At 76.8% G+C, this 21,063-nt stretch carries 11 protein-coding genes and 1 pseudogene; all 12 read left to right on the top strand.

Annotation, left to right across the window (positions count from 1 at the left end):
* The coding region (locus tag OO47_RS31390; protein ID WP_033211005.1) for a phosphopantetheine-binding protein at nucleotides 1–329 on the top strand (329 nt) is incomplete at its 5' end.
* Complete coding sequence (locus OO47_RS31385; protein WP_030222846.1) at nucleotides 326–1,111, top strand: thioesterase II family protein; 786 nt, start codon at nucleotides 326–328, stop codon at nucleotides 1,109–1,111. The genes OO47_RS31390 and OO47_RS31385, both read left to right, overlap by 4 nt.
* 215 nt (nucleotides 1,112–1,326) lie before the next feature.
* On the top strand, nucleotides 1,327–2,370 hold the full coding sequence (locus OO47_RS31380) for a TauD/TfdA family dioxygenase (RefSeq protein ID WP_030222842.1): 1,044 nt from the start codon (nucleotides 1,327–1,329) through the stop codon (nucleotides 2,368–2,370).
* Between the two features lie 10 nt (nucleotides 2,371–2,380).
* Nucleotides 2,381–4,261 (top strand): non-ribosomal peptide synthetase, encoded by a 1,881-nt coding sequence (locus OO47_RS31375; RefSeq protein ID WP_030222839.1) that lies wholly within the window; start codon nucleotides 2,381–2,383, stop codon nucleotides 4,259–4,261.
* Between the two features lie 77 nt (nucleotides 4,262–4,338).
* Nucleotides 4,339–8,214: a condensation domain-containing protein gene (locus tag OO47_RS31370; RefSeq protein WP_030222836.1), complete on the top strand. Its 3,876-nt coding sequence runs from the start codon at nucleotides 4,339–4,341 to the stop codon at nucleotides 8,212–8,214.
* Nucleotides 8,215–8,582: 368 nt separating this feature from the next.
* A complete protein-coding gene (locus tag OO47_RS31365; RefSeq protein ID WP_030222835.1) occupies nucleotides 8,583–15,695 on the top strand; it encodes a non-ribosomal peptide synthetase in 7,113 nt (2,370 codons plus the stop codon).
* Entirely contained in the window at nucleotides 15,692–15,907 is a 216-nt protein-coding gene (locus OO47_RS31360) for an MbtH family protein (RefSeq protein ID WP_030222832.1), read from the top strand. Before OO47_RS31365 ends, OO47_RS31360 begins: the two co-directional genes overlap by 4 nt.
* 165 nt (nucleotides 15,908–16,072) lie before the next feature.
* Nucleotides 16,073–16,483: a cobalamin B12-binding domain-containing protein gene (locus tag OO47_RS31355; RefSeq protein ID WP_030222829.1), complete on the top strand. Its 411-nt coding sequence runs from the start codon at nucleotides 16,073–16,075 to the stop codon at nucleotides 16,481–16,483.
* Nucleotides 16,480–17,823 (top strand): methylaspartate mutase, encoded by a 1,344-nt coding sequence (locus tag OO47_RS31350; protein ID WP_030222828.1) that lies wholly within the window; start codon nucleotides 16,480–16,482, stop codon nucleotides 17,821–17,823. Before OO47_RS31355 ends, OO47_RS31350 begins: the two co-directional genes overlap by 4 nt.
* A 233-nt stretch (nucleotides 17,824–18,056) precedes the next feature.
* The gene (locus tag OO47_RS31345) at nucleotides 18,057–19,070 is read left to right on the top strand and encodes an asparagine synthetase A (RefSeq protein ID WP_030222825.1); all 1,014 of its coding nucleotides are present in this window, start codon (nucleotides 18,057–18,059) and stop codon (nucleotides 19,068–19,070) included.
* Nucleotides 19,067–20,422: pseudogene (locus OO47_RS31340) on the top strand (glutamate synthase-related protein); the annotation flags it as partial. The gene OO47_RS31345 and the pseudogene OO47_RS31340, both read left to right, overlap by 4 nt.
* Before the next feature lie 233 nt (nucleotides 20,423–20,655).
* The coding region (locus tag OO47_RS31335; RefSeq protein WP_063831961.1) for a hypothetical protein at nucleotides 20,656–21,063 on the top strand (408 nt) is incomplete at its 3' end.

Raw genomic sequence — 21,063 nt, 5'->3', positions numbered from 1 at the left:
CCACCGCCCCCACCACCGACGGCCGCGCACCCCGCACCCCCCTCGAAGAGACCCTCGTCGCCCTCTTCGTCCACGCCCTCGACACCACCACCCCCCTCACCATCGACGACGACTTCTTCCACCTCGGCGGGCACTCCCTCCTCGCCGCCCGCCTCACCAACCGCATCGCCGAGGCCCTCGACGTCCGCCTCACCCTGCGCGACGTCTTCCAGCACCCCACCCCCGCCCGGCTCGCCGCGCACCTCGACTCCCTCAAGACCGCACCGGCCGCCCGGAAGGCCCGACCGGCCCTCCGCCGCCGCACCGAGACAGATCGGATCAGCTCATGAGCGCCTCCTCCACCCCCGCGCCCGAGGACGTCGTCTGGGACCTGCCCGGTGACGCGCCGCACAGCCTGTCCCTGCTCGTCCTCCCGCACGCCGGCGGCAACGCCCACGCCTACGGCGCCTGGCGCGAGCACCTCCCGGCCGACGTCCGGCTCCTCATCAGCCAGTACCCGGGCCGTGGCGCCCGCTACTGCGAGGACCTGCCCGCCTCCGTCGACGACCTGGCCCTTCCCGTCGTCGACGCCCTCCCGGCGGACGTCGGCGCCCTGGTCGTCCTCGGCCACAGCATGGGTTCCCTGGTCGCCTTCGAGGTCACCCGCGCGCTCCAGGCCGCCGGCCGCACCCCGCTCGGACTCGTCGCCTCCGCCTGCCGGGCGCCCGTCCTGCCCAACCAGGCCCCCGTGCACCCGGAGCGCCTCGACGACGACGAGCTGGTGGCCGCCATCAAGGAGCGCGGCGGCACCGACGACGGCATCCTCGACGACCCGGAGCTCCGCGAGATCGTCCTCCCCGCCATCCGGGCCGACTTCGCCATCGACGACGCCTACCGGTGCACCGCGCCCGACGCGCGGCTCGACTGCCCGGTCGCCGTCCTCGGCGGCGACGCCGACCCGATCGTCCCGGTCGAACTGCTCGCCGGATGGGCCCTCGTGGCCGGCCACGCCGTCGCCCCCGAGGTCCTGCCGGGCGACCACTTCTACTTCCAACAGGACCTGGCCGGCTTCTTCGCCCGGCTGAACCCGGTCCTGCGCTCCTTCGACACGGTCCCCGCCGCCACCGCCTGAGCGGTCCGGTTTCCGTCACCGCTTGAGCGGTCCGGCCTCCGTCACGGCCCGAGCCACCCGGTCGCCGCCACCGCCCGAGCACCCGCCCCCCCCGCGCCCGCCGCCACCACCGGGCGGCTCGCCCCGCAACCACCGGTCGAGCCGCCCCGGCACCGGCTCCGACCGCGCCTCCCCGGCCTCCGCGCCGGCCACCCACCGAAGACGAGGAACACGCCATGACCACCTTCGCCCCGCACCCGGCCACGACCGCCGACGACGCGGTGACCGTCGTCCGGGAACCCGGCAAGCCCGCCCTGATCCAGATGCCCCGCTTCGCCGCCATGGCCGAGGCCACCGCCTGGCTCACCGCCCGCCGCCCCGAGATCCAGGCCGAGCTGCACCGCTCCGGCGCCGTGATGCTCCGCGGCCTGCCCGTCACCGACGCCGGCACCTTCGCCGAGGCCCGGGACGCGCTGATCGCCCGTCGCGCCGGCTACAAGGAGAAGGCCACCCCGCGCACCGACTTCGGCGAGGGCGTCTTCTCCTCCACCGACCTGCCGGCGATCCAGCCGATCCGCCTGCACAACGAGAACAGCTACACCCTCGACTTCCCCGGCGTCCTGCTCTTCGGCTGCGTCACCGCCCCCGAGACCGGCGGCGCCACCACCGTCGGCGACATGCGCCGCGCCCTGTCCCTCCTCCCGCCGGAGCTCGTCGCCCGCTTCGAGAAGGCCGGCTGGCTGCTGGTCCGCAACTACTCCGACCTCGCCGGAATGCCCTGGCGCAAGGCGTTCTCCGCCGACGACCCGGCCGGCGCGGAGGAGTACTGCGACGCGCACTCCATCGGGTACGAATGGCTCGACGAGGACACCCTGCGCACCCGCCAGCTCCGCTCCGCGATCGTCACCCACCCCGTCACCGGCGAGCGCGTCTGGTTCAACCACTTCGCCTTCTGGAACGCCCGCAGCCTCGACGAGGACGTCCGCGAGGTCCTCACCGAGACCTTCGGCGCCGACGGCCTGCCCTTCGACACCCGGCTCGGCGACGGCACCGCCCTCACCGCCGCCGAGGTCGACGCCGTCAACGACGCCTACCAAGCCGTCACCGTCCGCGAGACCTGGCAGGCAGGCGACCTGATGCTCGTCGACAACATCCTCTGCGCGCACGGACGCGAGTCGTACACCGGCGCACGCAAGATCCTCGTCGCCATGGGCGAGCCCGTCCCCCTGTCCGACTGCGCCCCGACCGTCGCCCCCTCCGCCCACCCGTACGGAATGTGAGCCCGCCGCCATGACCGCCACCCTCCCCGAGACCACCGCCGCCCTCGACGCGACCGCCCTCTTCGCCGACGCCACGCCCTGCGCCTGCTCCGGCTGCGCCGCCGGCACCGGGCACGCCGACCTCCTCGCCCGGCTCGCCACCGTCCCCGGCGGGCGCACCGCGGTCGTCGCCGCCGACCGGGTCCTGACCTTCGACGAACTCCGCGCCGAGGCCGCCGCCGTCGCCGCCCGGCTCACCGCCCTCGGCATCGGCCCCGAGAGCGTCGTCGCCCTCTGCCTGCCGCGCGGCGCCGGCCTCGCCACGGCCCTCATCGGCACCCTCACCGCGGGCGCCGCCTACCTGCCCGTCGACCCCGCGCTGCCCGCCGAGCGCCGCGCCCACCTCCTCGCCGACTCCGGCGCCGACCTCGTCGTCGTCCAGGACGCGGACGCCTCCGCCGCGGCCCGCACCGGCACCCGCACCCTCACCCTGGCGGAGCTCACCGCCCGCGGAACCGCCCCCGGCGCCGTCCCGGCCGCCCCCTACCGGCCCGTCCCCGTCACCGCCGACACCCTCGCCTACGTCATCTACACCTCCGGCTCCACCGGCCGCCCCAAGGGCGTCGAGATCGGCCGCGGCGCCGCCTCGCTGCTGCTCGCGGAGCTGGAGGGCATCGGCGCCGCCACCGGAGAGGGCCGCCGGGTCGGCTGGAACGCCTCGCCGTCCTTCGACGCCTCCGTCCAGCAGTGGGTACGGCTCTGCCGCGGCGACACCCTCGTCATGATCGACGAGGAGACCCGCCGGGACCCCGCCCTCCTCGCCGCCTTCGTCGACGCCCACGGCCTCACCGACCTCGACATCACCCCCTCCCACGCCGACCCGCTGCTCGACCTGCTGACCACGGACGGCGGCCCCCGCCCGCTGACCCTGCTCATCGGCGGCGAGGCCATCGGCCCCGCCCTGTGGGACCGGCTCGCCGCCGCCCACACCTCCGGTCTGCTGCGCGCCCTCAACGTGTACGGACCCACCGAGTGCACCGTCGACGCCACCGCCGGCTGGATCGACCGCCCCGGACAGCCGCACATCGGCACCGCCCTGCCCGGCCTGTCGATGCGCCTCCTCGACGACCGGCTCGCCCCGGTCGCACCCGGCGAGACCGGCGAGCTGTACCTCGCGGGCCCCCGCGTCGCCCGCGGCTACCGCAACCGGCCCGCCCTGACCGCCGAGCGGTTCGTCGCCGACCCCGCGTCCGACGCCGCCACCGGAGCCCGCGCCTACCGCACCGGCGACCGGTGCCGCCTCCTCCCCGACGGCCGCCTCGCCTACCTCGGCCGCGCCGACGGCCAGGTCAAACTCCGCGGCCACCGCATCGAACTCCCCGAGATCGAGGCCGCCCTCACCCGGCAGGACGGCGTCGCCGAGGCCGCCGTCGTCCTCGGCGAGGACGCCGCCGGAAACCCCGCCCTGCTCGCCTACCACCGGGGCGGCGACGCCGGCGCCCTGCGCACCGCGCTCGCAGCGACCCTGCCCGCCTACATGGTGCCGTCCGCGTTCGTCGCCGTGGAGAGGTTCGCCACCACCCCCAGCGGCAAGCTCGACCGGGCCGCCCTGCCCACCCGCGCCGAGACGCCCGCGCCCGCCGGGGCCGCCCCCGCCGGCGGACCCGGCCCCACCGGCCCCGCCGAGGAACTCATCGCCCGCGTCTGGACCCAGGTCCTCGGCGCCGCGTCCATCGGCCCCGACGACAACTTCTTCAAGCTCGGCGGCCACTCCCTCCTCGCCATCAAGCTCGTCTCCCGCGTCCGCGCCGAACTCTCCGTCGCCCTGCCGGTCAAGGCCGTCTACGCCCACCCCCGCCTCCGCGACCTGGCGGCCCACATCGAGGAGCTGACGGCCGCGCGGGACGCCTGACCGCCGGTCGTCGCACCGCCGAGGCCGCCGCCTCGGGTCCACCCGCCCGCCCCCGCCCCTCAAGAGAGGCAGCAACCGTGATCCCCCTGTCCTACGCCCAGCGCCGTCTGTGGTTCATGAACCGGCTGGAGGGCTCGTCCCCCGCCTACAACGCGCCCGTGGTGCTGCACCTCGCCACCCGGCCGGACCCGGCCGTCCTGGAGGCGGCCGTGGGGGACGTGGTGGCGCGGCACGAGGTGCTCCGCACGGTCTATCCGGCCGTGGACGGCGAGCCGCACCAGCGGATCCTCGACGGCGTCCGGATCCCGGTCGAGACCACCCGGTGCGCGGCCGGCGAGGCGGCCGGACAGGCCACGGAGTTCGCCCGCGCCCCGATCGACGTCACCCGCGAACTCCCGCTGCGCGTCGGCCTCTTCGAGACCGACGGCGAGGAGTCGGCGATCCTCGTGCTGGCCGTCCACCACATCGCCACCGACGGCTGGTCCGTCGGCCGCCTCCTCGCCGACCTCGACACCGCCTGCACCGCCCGCGCCGGGGGCCGCGCGCCGGAGTGGGAGCCGCTGCCCGTCCAGTACGCCGACTACACCCTCTGGCAGCGGGACGTGCTCGGCGACCCCGACGACCCCGACAGCACCGCCCACGAACAGATCGCCCACTGGCGCGCAGCCCTCGCCGGTGCCCCCGCCGAGACCCGGCTCCCCGCCGACCGGCCCCGCCCCACCGAGCCGACCCGCGCGGGCGCCTCCGCCACCGCCGCACTCGACGCCGCCACCCACCGGGCGCTCACCGGGATCGCCCGGGACTCCGGCGCCACCTTCTTCATGGTCGTCCGCGCCGCCCTCGCGCTCGCCCTGCGCGCCGCCGGTGCCGGCCCCGACCAGGTCGTCGGCACCCCGGTCGCCGGCCGGTCCGACGAAGCGCTCGACGGCCTCGTCGGGTTCTTCGTCAACACGCTCGCCCTGCGCACCGACCTCTCCGGCGACCCCACCCTCGCCGAGGTCGTCCGGCGGGTCCGGGACGCCGACCTCGCCGCCTTCGCCCACGACGACCTGCCCTTCGACCTCCTGGTCGAACACCTCAATCCCGAGCGCTCCCTCGGCCGCCACCCCGTCTTCCAGGTGATGGTCGCGGCACACCCCGGGCAGGCGCGGGAACTGCGCGTCGGCGGCGTCCCCGCCGTCCTCGACGAGGCCGACCTCGCCACCGCCAAGTTCGACCTCTCCTTCCACTGCCAGGAGCGCACCGGCGCCGACGGCGAGCCCGCCGGGCTCCTCCTCGGCCTCCAGTACGCCACCGACCTGTACGACGCCGGCACCGCCGACCTCCTCCTCGGCCTCTTCCGCCACGCCCTCGCGACACTCGCCGCACAGCCCGGGGACACACCCCTGAGCACCGTCGCCTGGACCACCGGGGCCCAGCGGCGGGAGCTCGACCGGCGCCACGCGGCGCTCGACGCCGCGCGCGAGACCGCCACCGGCGCCGAGGACGCACCGGGCCGCCGGGAGACCGCGTCCGCCGACCCCCGCGAGGAGATCCTCCGCGGCCTCTACGCCGAACTCCTCGACCGCGACGCCGTCCTGCCCGACGACAACTTCTTCAAGCTCGGCGGCCACTCCCTCCTGGCCGGCAAGCTCGCCAACCGGGTGCGGGGCACCCTCGGCCTCCCGGCCACCATCCGCGACGTCTTCCTCGCCCCCACCCCGGAGGCGCTGCTGCGCCGCCTCGACGAGCACGGCGACGGCCCCGCCCGCCCCGCCCTCCGCCCGGTCCCCGCCGCCCTGCGCCCCGCCCGGCTGCCGCTCTCCGCCGCCCAGCGCCGCCTCTGGTTCGTCGGCCGCCTCGAAGGCCCCAGCGCCACCTACAACATCCCCGTCGTCACCCGCCTGCACCGCCCGCTCGACCCGGCCGCCCTCTCCGCCGCGCTCGCCGACACCGCCGCCCGGCACGAAGTGCTCCGCACCGTCTACCGGTACGCCGACGGAGAGCCGTACCAGCTGGTCCTCGACGACCGGGCCCCCGTCCTCGACGAGATCCGCGCCGAAGGACCCGAAGCGGTCCGCGCCGCCGTCGACGCCGCCGCGGGCCACGTCTTCGACCTCGCCGCCGAGATCCCCTTCCGGGCCGCGCTCGTCACCGACGCCGACGAGCGGCAGACCCTCGTCCTCCTCGTCCACCACATCGCCGGCGACGGCTGGTCCACCTCCTGCCTCCTCGCCGACCTCGACGCCGCCTACCGCGCCCGTGCCGCCGGTCGCGCGCCCGCCCGGCCGCCGCTCCCCGTCCAGTACGCCGACTACACCCTCTGGCAGCACCACCTGCTCGACGGCACACCCGGCACCGACGACGAACCCGGCACCCCCGGCGTCGCCGCCGAACAACTCGCCCACTGGAGCACCGCCCTCGCCGGGATGCCGCCGCTCCTCGCCCTCCCCACCGACCGCCCCCGTCCGCTGGAGGCCGACGGCCGGGGCGCCCTCACCGGCTTCGAGGTGGGCGCCGCCACCCACCAGGCGCTGCTGCGCACCGCCCGCGCCCACGGCGCCACCCTCTTCATGGTCGTCCAGGCCGCCCTCGCCGCCCTGCTCACCCGGCACGGCGCCGGCACCGACATCGCCCTCGGCACCACCGTCGCCGGCCGCGCCGACCACGCCCTCCACCCGCTCGTCGGCTTCTTCGTCAACACCCTCGTCCTGCGCACCGACACGTCCGGCGACCCCGCCTTCACCGACCTCGTCCACCGGGTCCGCGAGTCCGGCCTGGCCGCCTACAGCCACCAGGACCTGCCCTTCGACCGGCTGGTCGAGCACCTCAGCCCGCAGCGCTCCGCCGCCCACGCCCCGCTCGTCCAGGTCATGCTCCAGGTCCACGCCGCCGACACCGCCGGCCGCGTCCCGTCCGTCCTCGACGGCGACCCCGTCGCCTTCACCGGCACGGGAGCCAAGAGCGACCTGACCTTCGCCCTCACCGAACTCACCGGCCCCGACGGCGCCCCCGGGGGACTGCGCGGCGTCCTGGAGTACGCCACCGCCCTGTACGACGCCGACACCGCCCGCCTGCTCGCCGGGCGCCTCGCCGAGACCCTCGACGCCTTCGCCGCCGACCCCGCGGCCCCGCTCTCCGCCCCCCGCTACGGGACCGGCGCACCGTCACCGTCGGTGCACGGCACCGTCCTCGACGAGCACGGACGGCCCGCACCCGTCCGCGTCCCCGGCGAGGTGCACGCCCCGGCGCCCGGCGGCGGACTGCGCGCCACCGGCCTCAGGGCGTACGCCGCCGCCGACGGCACCCTGCGGCCCGTCGCCGTCCTCACCGCCGGCGGCTACGCCGTCGAACCCGGGCGCGTCGAGGAGGCCCTGCTCTCCCACCCGGCCGTCACCGGCGTCTCCGTCGCCGTCCACGACGACCGGCTGCACGCCACCGTCGCCCGCGCGCCCGGCGCCGCCGTCACCGAGGAGGAGCTGCGGGCCTGGGCCGAGCGGCGGCTCCCCGAGTACCTCGCCCCCGCCCGCGTCGCGATCGGCGGCGGGGGGGAGCGGTCCGGCGCGGCCACGGCCGGGCCGGAGGAGGGGGCCCCGGCCCGTGCCCGGGAGGAGCGGCTGCTCGTCCTCTTCCGGGAGGTCCTCGGCGGCCGGGACGTGGGCCGCACGGACAACTTCTTCAAGACCGGCGGGCATTCGCTGCTCGCGGTGCGGCTCCTCAACCGGATCCGGGCCGAGTTCGGCCAGGACCTCACCCTGCGGGACGTCTTCCGCAACCCGACCGCCGCGGCCCTCGCAAGGCTGCTCGACGACCCGGCGCCCGGCACCCGCAAGGCCCCGGACAGCACCCGGGCCGGCGCCCCCCGGAGCCCGGGTGAGCCCCGCGCCCACGGCCCCGCCGGGCCGCCCCGCCCCCCGGTCCCGGCCCCCGCGCTCAAGCGGCGCACCCGGGCGGGCACCCGCACCGGCCGCTGAGGCCGGCACCCGCCCCGGGCGCGCTCCGGGACGGGCAGGGCTCCGTACGGGCAGGTCGCCGTGCCCGTGGACGACCCGAGACGGGGCCGGGCGCGGGCGCGGGCGCGGGTACGGGGCCGGGCTCCGTACGGGACGGAGCGCCGCGCCGTGACCGTCCCGCGCCCCCGACCCGCTCCCACCCGGGACCGCCCCTCCCCGCACCCCCTCCGCACGCCTCCTCCCACCGGCAGCTCCGGGCGGCGCACCTGCCGCCCGGAGCTGCCGCGTCTTCTGCCCCGGGAGGGCGGGGGCCGCCCCTAGCGTGGTGGTCACGGAGGCGAGAGGAACCGTTCGCCCCGGTCTCCCGCCCCTTACCGGAGGAACCCAGCATGCCCCGCAGCAGAACGGACGACCTGCTCGACGGCGGACCCTCTCCCGCCGCCGCGCCGCCGGTGCTCGACCTCATCGCCGCCCAGGAGCGCACCCGCCCCGAGGCCGTGGCCCTGGTCCACGCCGACGCGCGCCTGACCTACGCCGGACTCGGCGCCGCCGTCCGCGCCCGGGCCGCCGAACTCGCCGCCCGGGGCGCCGGACCCGGCCGCCTCGTGGCGCTCCACCGGCCGCGCGGCGTCGACGCGATCGTCGGCCTCCTCGCCGTCCTCACCACCGGCGCCGCCTACCTCCCGCTCGACGTGCAGGCCCCCGACGCCCGCAACGCCGCCATCCTCCGGGACGCCTGCGGCGACGCCGCCCCCGAGCCCGCCGAGGTCGCCCGCCACGGCGAGCTCGTCCTCGACGGGCCCGGCGCGGGAGAGGGCGCCGCGTACGTCATCTACACCTCCGGCTCCACCGGCGTTCCCAACGGCGTCGTCGTCGCCCACGACTCCCTCGCCCACTTCATCGCCGGCGCCACCCCCGCGTACGGCATCGACGCCGACTCCCGCGTCCTGCAGTTCAGCCCTCTGCACTTCGACGCCAGCATCCAGGAGGTCTTCACCGTCCTGGGCGCCGGCGGCACCCTCGTGCTCCGCACCGACGACATGCTCGACGTCGGCGAACTCCTCGCCGGCTGCGAACGGGCCGGCGTCACCCTCCTCGACCTGCCCGCCGCCTACTGGCACGAGCTGGTGCACGTCCTCACCACCGGCGCGGTCCGGCTCCCCGCGGCGCTGCGCACCGTCATCATCTACGGCGAGGCCGCCCTGCCCGAGCGGATCGCCCAGTGGCGCGGCCTCGTCGGCGACCGCGTCCGGCTGCTCAACGCCTACGGGCCCACCGAGACCACCGTCGTGGCCACCGTCGCGGACCTCACCCGGCACGACGCGGGGCCCGTCCCCATCGGCCGCCCCCTCCCCGGCGTCCGCGCCGCCGTCGTCGAAGGGGAGCTCTGGCTCCTCGGCGGCGGTCTGACCCGCGGCTACCTCCACCGGCCCGAGCTGAACGCCCGCCGCTTCACCGAGCTCGACGGCGAACGCGCCTACCGCACCGGCGACCTGGTCACCATTGGCGACGACCGCCAGATCCTCTACCACGGACGTCTCGACGACGAGGTCAAGATCGGAGGCCAGCGCATCGACCCCGCCGCCGTCGACTCCGTCCTCGCCGGACATCCCGCCGTCCGCGAGGCCGCCGTCGTCGCCCAGCAGGACGCCGACGGGGTCAAGCGCCTCGTCGCCTTCGTCGTCACCGACGGCGGCACCGGCGCCGAGGAACTGCGCGACCGGGTGCGCGAGCGGATGCCCGCCGCGGCCGTGCCCGTCGTCTCGATCGTCGTCGCCCTGCCGCGCACCAGCTCGGGCAAGATCAACCGCAAGGTGCTCCGCACCACCGACCCCCGGCTCCCCGTCGTCCACGAGGACCCGCTCCCCGCCGACGAGCGGGTGCCGCTCTCCCACGCCCAGCGCCGCCTCTGGCTCGTCAACCAGCTCGACGGCCCCTCCGCCGCCTACAACATGCCGATCGTCCTCCACCTGGACACGGCCCCCGACCGCGCCGCGCTCGCCGCCGCCGTCACCGACCTCGCCGAACGCCACGAGGCGCTCCGCACCGTCCTCCTCGCCCCCGACGGCGAGCCCTACCAGCACGTCCTCGCCGCGAGCGCGGTACGCCTCAGGACCGTCGAAGCCCCGGCGGGCGCCCTGCCCGGCCTCGTCGCCCGCTTCACCGCCGAGACCTTCGACCTCGCCCGCGAACTCCCGCTGCGCGTCGCCCTCCTCCTCCCCGAGGACGGCCCCGGCGCCACCCTCGCGGTCCTGCTCCACCACGTCGCCGGCGACGGCTGGTCGCTCACCCCGCTCATGACCGACCTCGCCGCCGCCTACGCCGCCCGCGCCGGGGGCCGCGCGCCGGAGTGGGAGCCGCTGCCCGTCCAGTACGCCGACTACACCCTCTGGCAGCACGACGTGCTCGGCGACCCCGACGACCCCTGCTCCGTCACCGGCCAGGGCCTCGCCCACTGGCGGGACGCCCTCGGCGCCCTGCCCGCCGTCACCCCGCTGCCCCTCGACCGGCCCCGGCCCGCCCTCCGCGACCACGCCGGCGGCCTCGTCGCCACCCGCCTCGAACCCGCCGTCCACGCCCGGCTCGTCCGCCTCGCCGAGGACCACGACGCCAGCCTCCTCATGATCCTCCAGGCCGCCCTCGGCCTCGCCCTGCGCGCCGCCGGCGCCGGCGAACGGCTCGCCCTCGGCACCCCCGTCGCAGGCCGCGACGACGAAGCCCTCGACGACCTCGTCGGCTTCTTCGTCAACACCCTCGTCCTGCCCACCGACACCACCGGCGCGCCCTCCTCCGCCGACCTCATCGACCGCGTCCGCGACACCGACCTCGCCGCCTTCGCCCACCAGCGGCTCCCCTTCGACCTGCTCGTCGAACACCTCAACCCGCCCCGCACACCTGGCGTCCACCCCCTCTTCCAGGTGATGCTCACCCTCCGCGCCGCCGGACCCGACCCGGAGACCTTCTCCTTCGGCGGCCTCACCGGCCGCTTCCCGGCCGAGGAGGGGCCCGCCACCACCAAGTTCGACCTCACCGCCGCCTGCGTCGACCACCGCGACGCCGACGGCGCGCCCGCCGGACTCGCCCTGGCCCTCGAATACGCCCGGGACGTCCTCGACGAGGACGTCCCCCGGCTCCTCCTCGCCGCCCTCGAAACCGCGCTGCGCACCGCCGCCGACGACCCGGCCGCCCCCGTCACGGACGAGCGCCTCGTCCCCGCCGCCGACCGGCGCGCCCTCGACGCCCGCCGCGACCGCGCCGCCGCCGCGCCCGACGCCCCGCCGGGCGCGGACGCCCCCGAGGACGATCCCGCCGACCGGGAGCTCGTCGACACCCTGCGCGCCCTCTTCGCCGAAGCCCTCGGCCTCGACGAGGTCGGCCCCCACGAGGGCTTCTTCACCATCGGCGGCCACTCCATGAGCGGCGTCCGCCTCGCCAACCGGATCCGCGCCCGGCTCGGCGCCGACGTCCAGGTCCGCGACCTCCTCCTCGCCCCCACGCCCACCGCCCTCGCCCGGCGCATCGGCGCCGCCGGCGACGAGCCCGACGCCGCGCCGCGACTCCGGCCCGTCGCCCGCGCCGACCGCCCCGAGCGCCTTCCGCTCTCGTACGCGCAGCGCCGCCTCTGGTTCGTCGACACCCTCGAAGGCCCCAGCGCCTCCTACAACATCCCGCTCGTCCTGCGCCCCGCCGCCCCCCTCGACCCGGCCGCCCTCGCCGCCGCGCTCGCCGACCTGTCCGACCGGCACGAGGTGCTGCGCACCCGCTACCGCGCCGTCGACGGCGAGCCCCACCAGGACGTCCTCACCGGCGTCCGCCCCACCCTCGACGTACGGACCGTCCCCGCGGCCCGGCTCGCCGACGCCGCCGCCGAAGCCGCGGGCCACGTCTTCGACCTCGCCGAGGAGACCCCGCTCCGGGCCGCCCTCCTCACCCCCGACGACGGCACCGGACAGGTCCTCGTCCTCCTCGTCCACCACATCGCCGCCGACGGCTGGTCCACCGGCCCCCTCCTCGCCGACCTCGCCACCGCCTACACCGCCCGCACCGAGGGACGCGCCCCCGGCTGGGACCCGCTGCCCGTCCAGTACGCCGACTACACCCTCTGGCAGCGCGACCTCCTCGAAGGCCCCCGCGCCGAAGCCCACCGCGCCTTCTGGCGCGACGCCCTCGCAGGCGCCCCGGCCGTCCTCGACCTGCCCGTCGCCCGCCCCCGGCCCGCCGAGGCCGGCCACCGGGGCGCGCACGCCCCGATCAGCGTCGACGCCGCCACCCACGAGGCCCTGGAGGCCCTCGCCCGCCGGGGCGGAGCGACCCTCTTCATGGTCCTCCAGGCCGCGCTGGCCGCCGTCCTCACCCGGCACGGCGCCGGCACCGACCTGCCGCTCGCCACCATGACCGCCGGCCGCGACGACGACCGGCTCGGCGGGCTCGTCGGCTTCTTCGTCAACACCCTCGTCCTGCGCACCGACACCACGGGCGACCCGGCCTTCACCGAGCTCCTCGACCGCGTCCGGCGCACCGACCTCGCCGCCTACGCCCACCAGGAGCTCCCCTTCGACCGGGTCGTCGAACACCTCAACCCGGTGCGCACCACCGCCCACCACCCGCTCGCCCAGATCGTCGTCCAGCTCCACCACGACTACACCCGGGGCGTCCCCGGCGCCGCCGCCGCGCACGGCCTCTTCCGCGAGGACGGGCCCGCCCTCCTCACCACCGTCACCACCAAGTTCGACCTCACCTTCGCCCTCACCGAGCGGCGCGGACCCGACGGCCGGCCCGCGGGCCTCGCCGGCGGACTCGAATACGCCACCGACCTCTTCGACGCCCCCACCGCCGCCCTCCTCGCCACCCACCTCGAACGCACCCTGCGCGCCGTCGCCACGGATCCCGCCGTGCGCGTCGGCGACCTGCCCCTCCTCACCGACGCCGACCGCTTCCGGCTCACCGGCGACCACAACGACACCGCCACGGTCCCGGCCGAACGGGGCACCGTGCACGGCGTCATCGCCCGCCGCGCCGCCCGCGTCCCCGGGGCCACCGCCCTCGTCGCCGACGACGAGACCCTCACCTACGGGCAGCTCGACGCCCGCGCCGACGCCCTCGCCGCACGGCTCCGCGCCGCCGGCGTCCGCCGGGGCGACACCGTCGGCGTCCTCCTCGACCGCGGCGTCCCGCTCGTCGCCACCGCGCTCGCCGTCCTCAAGAGCGGCGCCGCCTACCTGCCGCTCGACCCCGGGCTCCCCGAGGCCCGCGTCCGCCTCATGCTCGAGGACTCCGGCACCCGGCTCGTCGCCACCGACCGGCACCACACCGCCCCGGAGGGCGTACCGGTGCTGCGCGTCGACACGGACGGGACCGGCCCCCTCGCCCCGGACACCGCCGAGGACGCCTCCGAGGACGACCTCGCCTACGTCATGTTCACCTCCGGCTCCACCGGACGCCCCAAGGGCGTCGGCGTCACCCACCGCAACCTCGTCGAACTCGCCGCCGACCGCGACGTCTCCCTCGGCCCCGGCCGCCGGATGCTCGTCCACTCCGCGACCGGCTTCGACGCCTCCGCCTTCGAACTGTGGGTGCCGCTCCTGTCCGGCGGCAGCCTCGTCCTCATGCGCGGCGACGGCACCGACCTCGCCGAGACCGCGCGGGCCGTCCGCGCGCACGGCGTGACCACGGCCTACTTCACCGTCGGCCTCTTCCACGTCATGGCCGACGAGGGGCTCGACACCCTCCGCCTGCTGCGCGAGGTGTGGACCGGCGGCGACGTCGCCTCGCCCGCCGCCGTCCAGCGGGTCCTCACCCACTGCCCCGACACCGTCCTCGTGCACTCCTACGGCCCCACCGAGACCACCTTCGCCTCGCACAACCAGTGGTTCACCACGGGGCAGCGCACCCTGACCGGCACCGGCCTCCACCTCGGCCGGCCCATGGACAACACCCGCAGCCACGTCCTCGACCACGCCCTGCGACCCGTCCCGCCCGGCGTCCCCGGCGAGCTGTACATCGCAGGAGGCCACGTCGCCCGCGGCTACACCGGCCGCCCCGGCCTCACCGCCGAACGCTTCGTGCCCGATCCCTTCGAGGCCGACGGCAGTCGCATGTACCGCACCGGCGACCGCGTCCTGTGGACCCCGGACGGCGAACTGCGCTTCCTCGGCCGGGCGGACGGGCAGGTCAAGCTCCGCGGCGTCCGCGTCGAACCCGGCGAGGTCGAGCGGGTTCTCGCCGCCCACCCCGCCGTCGGCCAGGCCCTCGCCGTCGTCCGCGAGGACCGCCCCGGCGACAAGCGCCTCGTCGCCTACGCCGTCCCGCGCGCCGGCGACGCCGTCACCGCGACCGAACTCCTCGCCGAAGCCCGCCGGGTCCTGCCCGAACACCTCGTCCCTGGCGCCGTCGTCGTCCTCGACGCCCTGCCGCTCACCGTCAACGGCAAGCCCGACCGGGCCGCGCTCCCCGTCCCCGACCGCCCCGCCGCGACCCCGGGCGGACGCGCGCCCCGCAACGCCCGCGAGGAGGTCCTCTGCGCGCTCTTCGCGGAGATCCTCGACGTGCCCCGCGTCACCGTCGACGACAACTTCTTCACGCTCGGCGGGCATTCGCTCCTCGGCGTCCGCCTCGTCAACCGGATGCGCGGCGTCCTCGGCGTCGAGCGCACCGTCCGCGACCTCTTCCGCGCGCCCACCCCCGCCGGCCTCCTCGGCGAGGACGACGGCCCGGACGCCGGCGCGACGGCCTCCGCCCTCGGCGTGCTCCTGCCCCTCAGCCCCGCCGGGTCCCGCCGCCCCCTCTTCTGCGTCCACCCCGGGACCGGCGTCGGCTGGGCCTACGCCGGCCTCGCCCGCCACCTCGGCCCCGAGCAGCCGCTGTACGCCCTCCAGGCCCGCGCGCTCGGCGACCCCGGCCACCGGCCCGGCAGCGTCGAGGAGATGGCCGACGCCTACCTGGAGCGGATCCGCCGGATCCAGCCCTGGGGCCCCTACCGGCTCCTCGGCTGGTCCTTCGGCGGCCTCGTCGCCCACACGATGGCCGTCCGGCTGCGGGAGGCCGGCGAGAGCGTCGAACTGCTCGCCCTCATGGACGTCCACCAGACCGGCCCGGGCAGCGTGTCCGTGCTGCCGCCCGAGGAGACCGCGGCCCGCCCCGCCGTCGACCCGGCCGAGGCGATGGACCGGATCCGCCGCGAGGACCCCGTCCTCGCCGGGTTCTCCACCGCCGAGCTCCGCGCCGTGCTTCGCGCCTCCGAGACCCACGCCGAGCTGATGGCCCGGCACGTCCCCGGCCGCGCCGACACCGACCTCCTGTTCTTCACCGCCCGCAGGCCCGGGGAGCCCGAAGGCGCCCTTGCCGCCACCTGGATTCCCTTCACCGAAGGAATCGTGGAGAACCACACGCTCGAACAAGGCCATCTCCACCTGGCCGAACCGGAACCACTCGCACGTATCGGAAACATCGTCTCGGAGAAGCTCTCCGCCCTGCAGAAGAAAGAATCGAGGACCCAGTCATGAGCGATTCCGTCAACCCCTTCGACAACGCCGAGAACCCCTTCCGCGTCGTCGTCAACCACGAGGGGCAGCACTCCCTGTGGCCGGCCTTCGCCGCCGTCCCGGCCGGCTGGACCAGCGTCTGGGGCCCCGGTGACCGGGGAGAAGCCCTGGAGTACATCACCACCAGCTGGACCGACATCCGTCCCCGGAGCCTCGTCGCCCAGTACGCCTGACCCTTCTCGCGGCCTTCTCGCGAAAGGCGCCGCGCCCCGCATTCCCAGCGGGGCGCGGCGCCTTTTCCATGCCCTTCCCGAAAATCCCCTGAAAAGCGAAAGTGCCGGTCGTTGCTGCCGCTTCTCCTTCCCCTTCCGGAACCCTCCGAGAATTATTCTTCAAGCATGAAGATTCTCTTGAGCGGGACCGCCTCGGACTCCCATACGTGGAATCTGGTGTACCTCCGGCTCTTCCTGGAGGAGCTCGGGTACGAGGTCGTCGGGCTCGGCCCCTGCGTGGACGCCGAACTCCTCGCGGACGCCTGCCGGCGGCACGCGCCGGACGCGGTGGTGCTCAGCAGCGTCAACGGCCACGGCTACCGCGACGGCCTCGCCGCCGTCCGCCGGCTGCGCGCCGAACCCGCCCTGGCCGCCCTGCCGGTCGTCCTCGGCGGCAAGCTCGGCGTCGCCGGCCACCGCCAGGACGACGACGTCGCCCGGCTCCTCGACGCCGGCTGCGACGCGGTCCTCGGCGACGACCTCGCAGCCCTGCGCGGCTTCCTCGCCGTCAGAGCCCGTACGGAGGTCCCGGCGTGACCGCGCACCCCGCCGGCCCGGCCCCCTCCTTCGGAGCCTTCGTCACGGCCTCGGCCGCCGCCGGCCGGCTCGTCGTCCAGCCCCGCATGGGCTTCGGCGACCCCCGCGCGATGCGCGACGGCCTCGCCCGCACCCGGGCCGCCACCGCGCACACCGCCGGCACCCTGACCGTCGACAGCTACACCCGTGTCGGCGACCTGGCCGGCGCCCGCGCCGCCGTCGCCGACGGCACCCGCCTCAACGGCTACCCGATCGCCGCCCACGCGCCGGCCACCACCCGCGCCGTCCTCGACGGGCTGCACGGCGCCGGCTTCCCCGTCCAGGTCCGGCACGGCTCCGCCCGTCCCGAGCCCATCGTCCGCGCCCTGCTGGCGGCCGGGCTCGACGCCACCGAGGGCGGCCCGGTCTCCTACTGCCTGCCCTACGGCCGCACCCCGCTGCGCGACTCGGTCGCCGCCTGGGTCCGTGCCTGCGCCCTGCTCGCCGAGGGCGCCCGGCCCGGCTCCACCCCGCACCTGGAGAGCTTCGGCGGCTGCCTCCTCGGCCAGCTCTGCCCGCCCGGCCTGCTCGTCGCCACCAGCCTCCTGGAGTGCCTCTTCTTCGTCCGGTACGGGCTCCGCAGCGTCTCCCTCAGCTACGCCCAGCAGACCCACCCCGGCCAGGACGAGGAGGCCCTGCGCGCCCTGGGCCGGCTCGCCGCCGAGTTCCTCCCCGCCGACGTCGAACGCCACGTCGTCCTCTACACCTACATGGGCGTCTACCCGCACACCGAGCGGGGCGCGCTGCGCCTGCTGGAGGACTCCGCGCGGCTCGCGGTCCGCGCCGGGGCCGGACGGCTCATCGTCAAGACCGCCGCCGAGGCCCACCGCATCCCGACCGTCGACGAGAACGTCCGCGCCCTGGAGACCGCCGCCGCGGCCGCCGCCCTCGAAGAGGCCCCCGGCCCCGACGACGGCGCCGACAGCGAGGTCTACCTGGAGGCCCGCGCCCTCGTGGAGGCCGTCCTCGACCTCCACCCCGACCTCGCCCGGGCACTGCCCGACGCCTTCGCCCGCGGCCTCCTCGACGTCCCCTTCTGCCTGCACCCCGACAACCCCGGCCGCTCCCTCGGCTTCATCGACCCGGCCGGCCGCCTCCGCTGGGCCCGCACCGGAGCCATGCCGCTGCGCCCCGACGCCGCCGCCGACACCGCCCCGCTGACCGCCGACGGCCTGCTCACCGCCCTGTGGCACGTGGCCGGCAGCTACGACGGACGGCGCGCCCCCGCCGGCGAACCCCCCGACGGCCCCGCCCCCGGGGGCGGCCACGACCACTCCTCCGCCACCCCGCTCACCGTCTGACACACCACCGGACCGTCCCGCCCGCCTCCCGCACCCGCCCCGGGCCACCCGGCCGCGAAGAGCACGACCACGGTCGCCCCGGCCGCACCGCCCACCCACGGGCCGCCCGGCCACACCGCACGCACCCCGTCCCCACGACACACGCCCCGGACCGCCCGGCCGCGGAGCACGCGTCCGGCCCCCTCCCCGGCCGCCGCACACGCCACCCGCCCGCACGAAACAGGAGCCCCGACATGGACCTGACCGCCGCCACCGCCGACGAGACCGCGCCGGGCACCCCGCCGCCGCTCGGCGAGCACCTGCGCTCGCCCCGGCTGCGCACCGCCATGCTCGTCCAGCAGGAGGCCCTCCAGGCCGCCCGCGACTACCTGCGCGGCGAGGGCTTCACCGAGCTCCTCCCGCCGCTCGTCGGTCCCGTCACCGACCCGGGCGGGCGCGGCGCCAAGGCCCTCGACGTCGACTACTACGGCCACCCGTACAAGCTCATGACCAGCGCCATCCTCTACAAGCAGGCGTCCCTGCGGGGCTTCCCCCGGCTCTTCTACATCGCCCCCAACGTCCGGGTGGAGCCCGAGGAGACCGCCACCACCGGCCGCCACCTCGTCGAGTTCCACCAGATCGACGTCGAGATCGCCGACGCGAGCCGCGAGGACGCCCAGGAGATCGCTGCCGGCCTCCTCACCCACGTCACCGAGCACGTCTGGACCGCCGTCCCCGAGCTGCTCACCGGACTCGGCCGCGAGGAGGCCGACTTCGCCGACGTCCGCGCCGGCAAGTACGACGTCCGCACCCACGAGGAGGCCGTCGCCCGGCTGCTCTCCCTCGGCCACCCGCAGAACCCCGACGGCGAGATCGACTGGACCGGCGAGCGGATCCTCTCCCTGGAGAGCGACCGGCCGTTCTTCGTCGACGACTACCCCAAGGGATCCCGCGGCTTCTACGACCGCGAGGACCCCGAACGCCCCGGCGTGCTGCGCAACTTCGACCTCATCGCCCCGCACGGCTACGGCGAGCTCGTCTCCGGCAGCGAGCGCGAGGCCGACTACGCCACCCTCGTCACCCGGATGCGGGAGAGCGGTGAGAACCCCGCCAAGTACGCCTGGTACCTGAAGGAGGCCCGCGAGGGCATCCCGTCCAGCGCCGGCTTCGGCATGGGCCTCCAGCGGCTCGTCCGCTTCCTCACCGGCCTGGACGCCCTCTGGCAGGTCAGCGCCTACCCGAAGCTCCCCGGGGTGGTGGCCCCGTGACCACGCGCCCGACCGCCCCCGCCGCTCCGGCGCGGCCCACCGCCCCCGCCCTCACCGCCCCCGGCTTCCCCGAGGAACCGGTACGCGCCCGCGCCCGGCTCGGCACCGCCGCCGTCTTCCCCGACCCCGCGGCGTACGGCAGCCGCCTCTTCGGCCCGACGGCCGCGGCCGCCGGCGACGCGCTCGACCGGATGCGGATCGTGCCGCCGGTCTTCATGCCCGAGCGGCTGGAGAAGCTCATCGACCTCGCGCGGGAGCCGGAGTTCGACGACGTCGACCTCACCACCCGCGTCGGCGGGTTCACCGCCCGCCTGCCGCTCTACCTCTCCGCCTTCGGCTCCACCCGGGCCGGCAGCGGCGACCTCGCGGTCCACGCGAGCCGCCAGGCCGCACGCCTCGGCATCCCCATGGTCATCGGGGAGAACATGGTCCCGGTCCACGGCTACCGGCGCGGTGGAGCGGGCGGAGGCGACGCCACCCGCTCCGCCCTCCTCGCCCGCGTCGAGGCGTACCTGGAGGCCGCCCCGGACGGCACGGGCGGCATCGTCGTCCAGCAGTCCACCGAGGACGCCGACTCCGAGGTGTGGAACCTCCTCTACAGCGACCCCGCCTTCCGCCCCCTCCTGGAGACGGGCCGCCTCGCCTTCGAGCTGAAGACCGGCCAGGGCGCCAAGCCGGGCCTCGGCGGCATGACCGTCGTCGACCGGGCCGAGGCCGAGCAGCTCGCCCGCCGCTTCACCGTCCGCGAGGTCTTCGGACCGGACGCGCCGCGCAGCCTGCGCTGTGCCACCCCGGGCACGTTCACCGAGGAGATCCTCCGCCAGCAGCTCCGCTTCATGCGCAACAACTTCCCCAAGGCCCGCACCTGGGTGAAGTTCCACCCCGGCCGTGACATCGGCCACGCCGCCCGCACCGCCTGGGCGGCCGGCGCCGACGCCGTCACCGTCGACGGCGCGGAAGGCGGCACCGGCTGGGCGCCGGGCGTCTTCCTCGACCAGGTCGGCCTGCCGCTCGCGGAGGCCCTGCGCCGGATCGGCACCCCCACCGGCTGCCTGCTCGCCACGGGCGGCGTCTGGGAGGGCGGCCGCGCCGTCCGCGCGCTCGCGCTCGGCGCCGGCGCCGTCGGCCTCGGCCGCGCCGCCCTCGTCGCCGTCGACGAGGACCCCGAGCACGGCCTGGAGCGCCTGGTCGGCGCGCTCGCCCTCGAACTCCGCCTCCTCGTCAGCGCCCTCGGCAAGTACGCCCCCGCCGCCCTCGCCCCCGACGACCTCTGGTCCCCGCCCCCGTTCCCCGACCCGTACGCCGGCCCCGACCCGTACGCCGGCCCCGCCCCGTACGCCGGCCCCGCGCCGGACCCCCACCGGGCTCCGACGCACCCCCGGGCCCCGGGCCCGGCTCCGGTCCACGCCCCGACCTCGGCGCCGGCTTCGGTCCACGCCCATGCCCATGCCCATGCCCAGACCCAGGCCCCGGCCCCCGTTCACGCCCAGGCCCCGACCCCTGCCCCCGACCAGGCCCCGCCGACCGCCTCCGCCGGTCCCTCCGCCCCCGGCCCCGCTCCGGCCGACGGACCGGGCCGTTCCGCGTGAACCGCCGCCGTCCGCGCGCCGCCGCCGTCCGCGCCCGCTTCTCCGTACGGGAGGTCCCCGGCATCACCGTCACCGCCGCCGGGAGCCGCGCCCCCCTTCCGTACGGGCTCGACGGCACCGCCCGGCGCACCGCGCAGCGCGCCCTGACGGAGGCCGGCCGCGCCTACCTGGGCGGCCACGTCGAGCTCCACGCACCCCGGCGCACCCCGGCGCGCGTCCTGCGCCGGGCCGCCACCCGGGCGGTCGCGGCGGCCGTCGCCACCACCCTGCGCGCCGCCCCGGCAGGCCCCCCGGCCACCGACGCGCCCGCCCCCGACGCGTCCGCCCCCGACGCGTCCGTCCCCTCCCCGGCCACCGACACGCCCGCCCCCGCTCCGGCCACCGGCACCCGCCGGCCCCCGGCC

This window comes from Streptomyces bikiniensis (genome assembly GCF_000716625.1).
Taxonomy (GTDB): domain Bacteria; phylum Actinomycetota; class Actinomycetes; order Streptomycetales; family Streptomycetaceae; genus Streptomyces; species Streptomyces bikiniensis.
The sequence above is the reverse complement of the archived record's forward strand: the minus strand, read 5'-3'. Positions and strand labels throughout refer to the sequence as shown.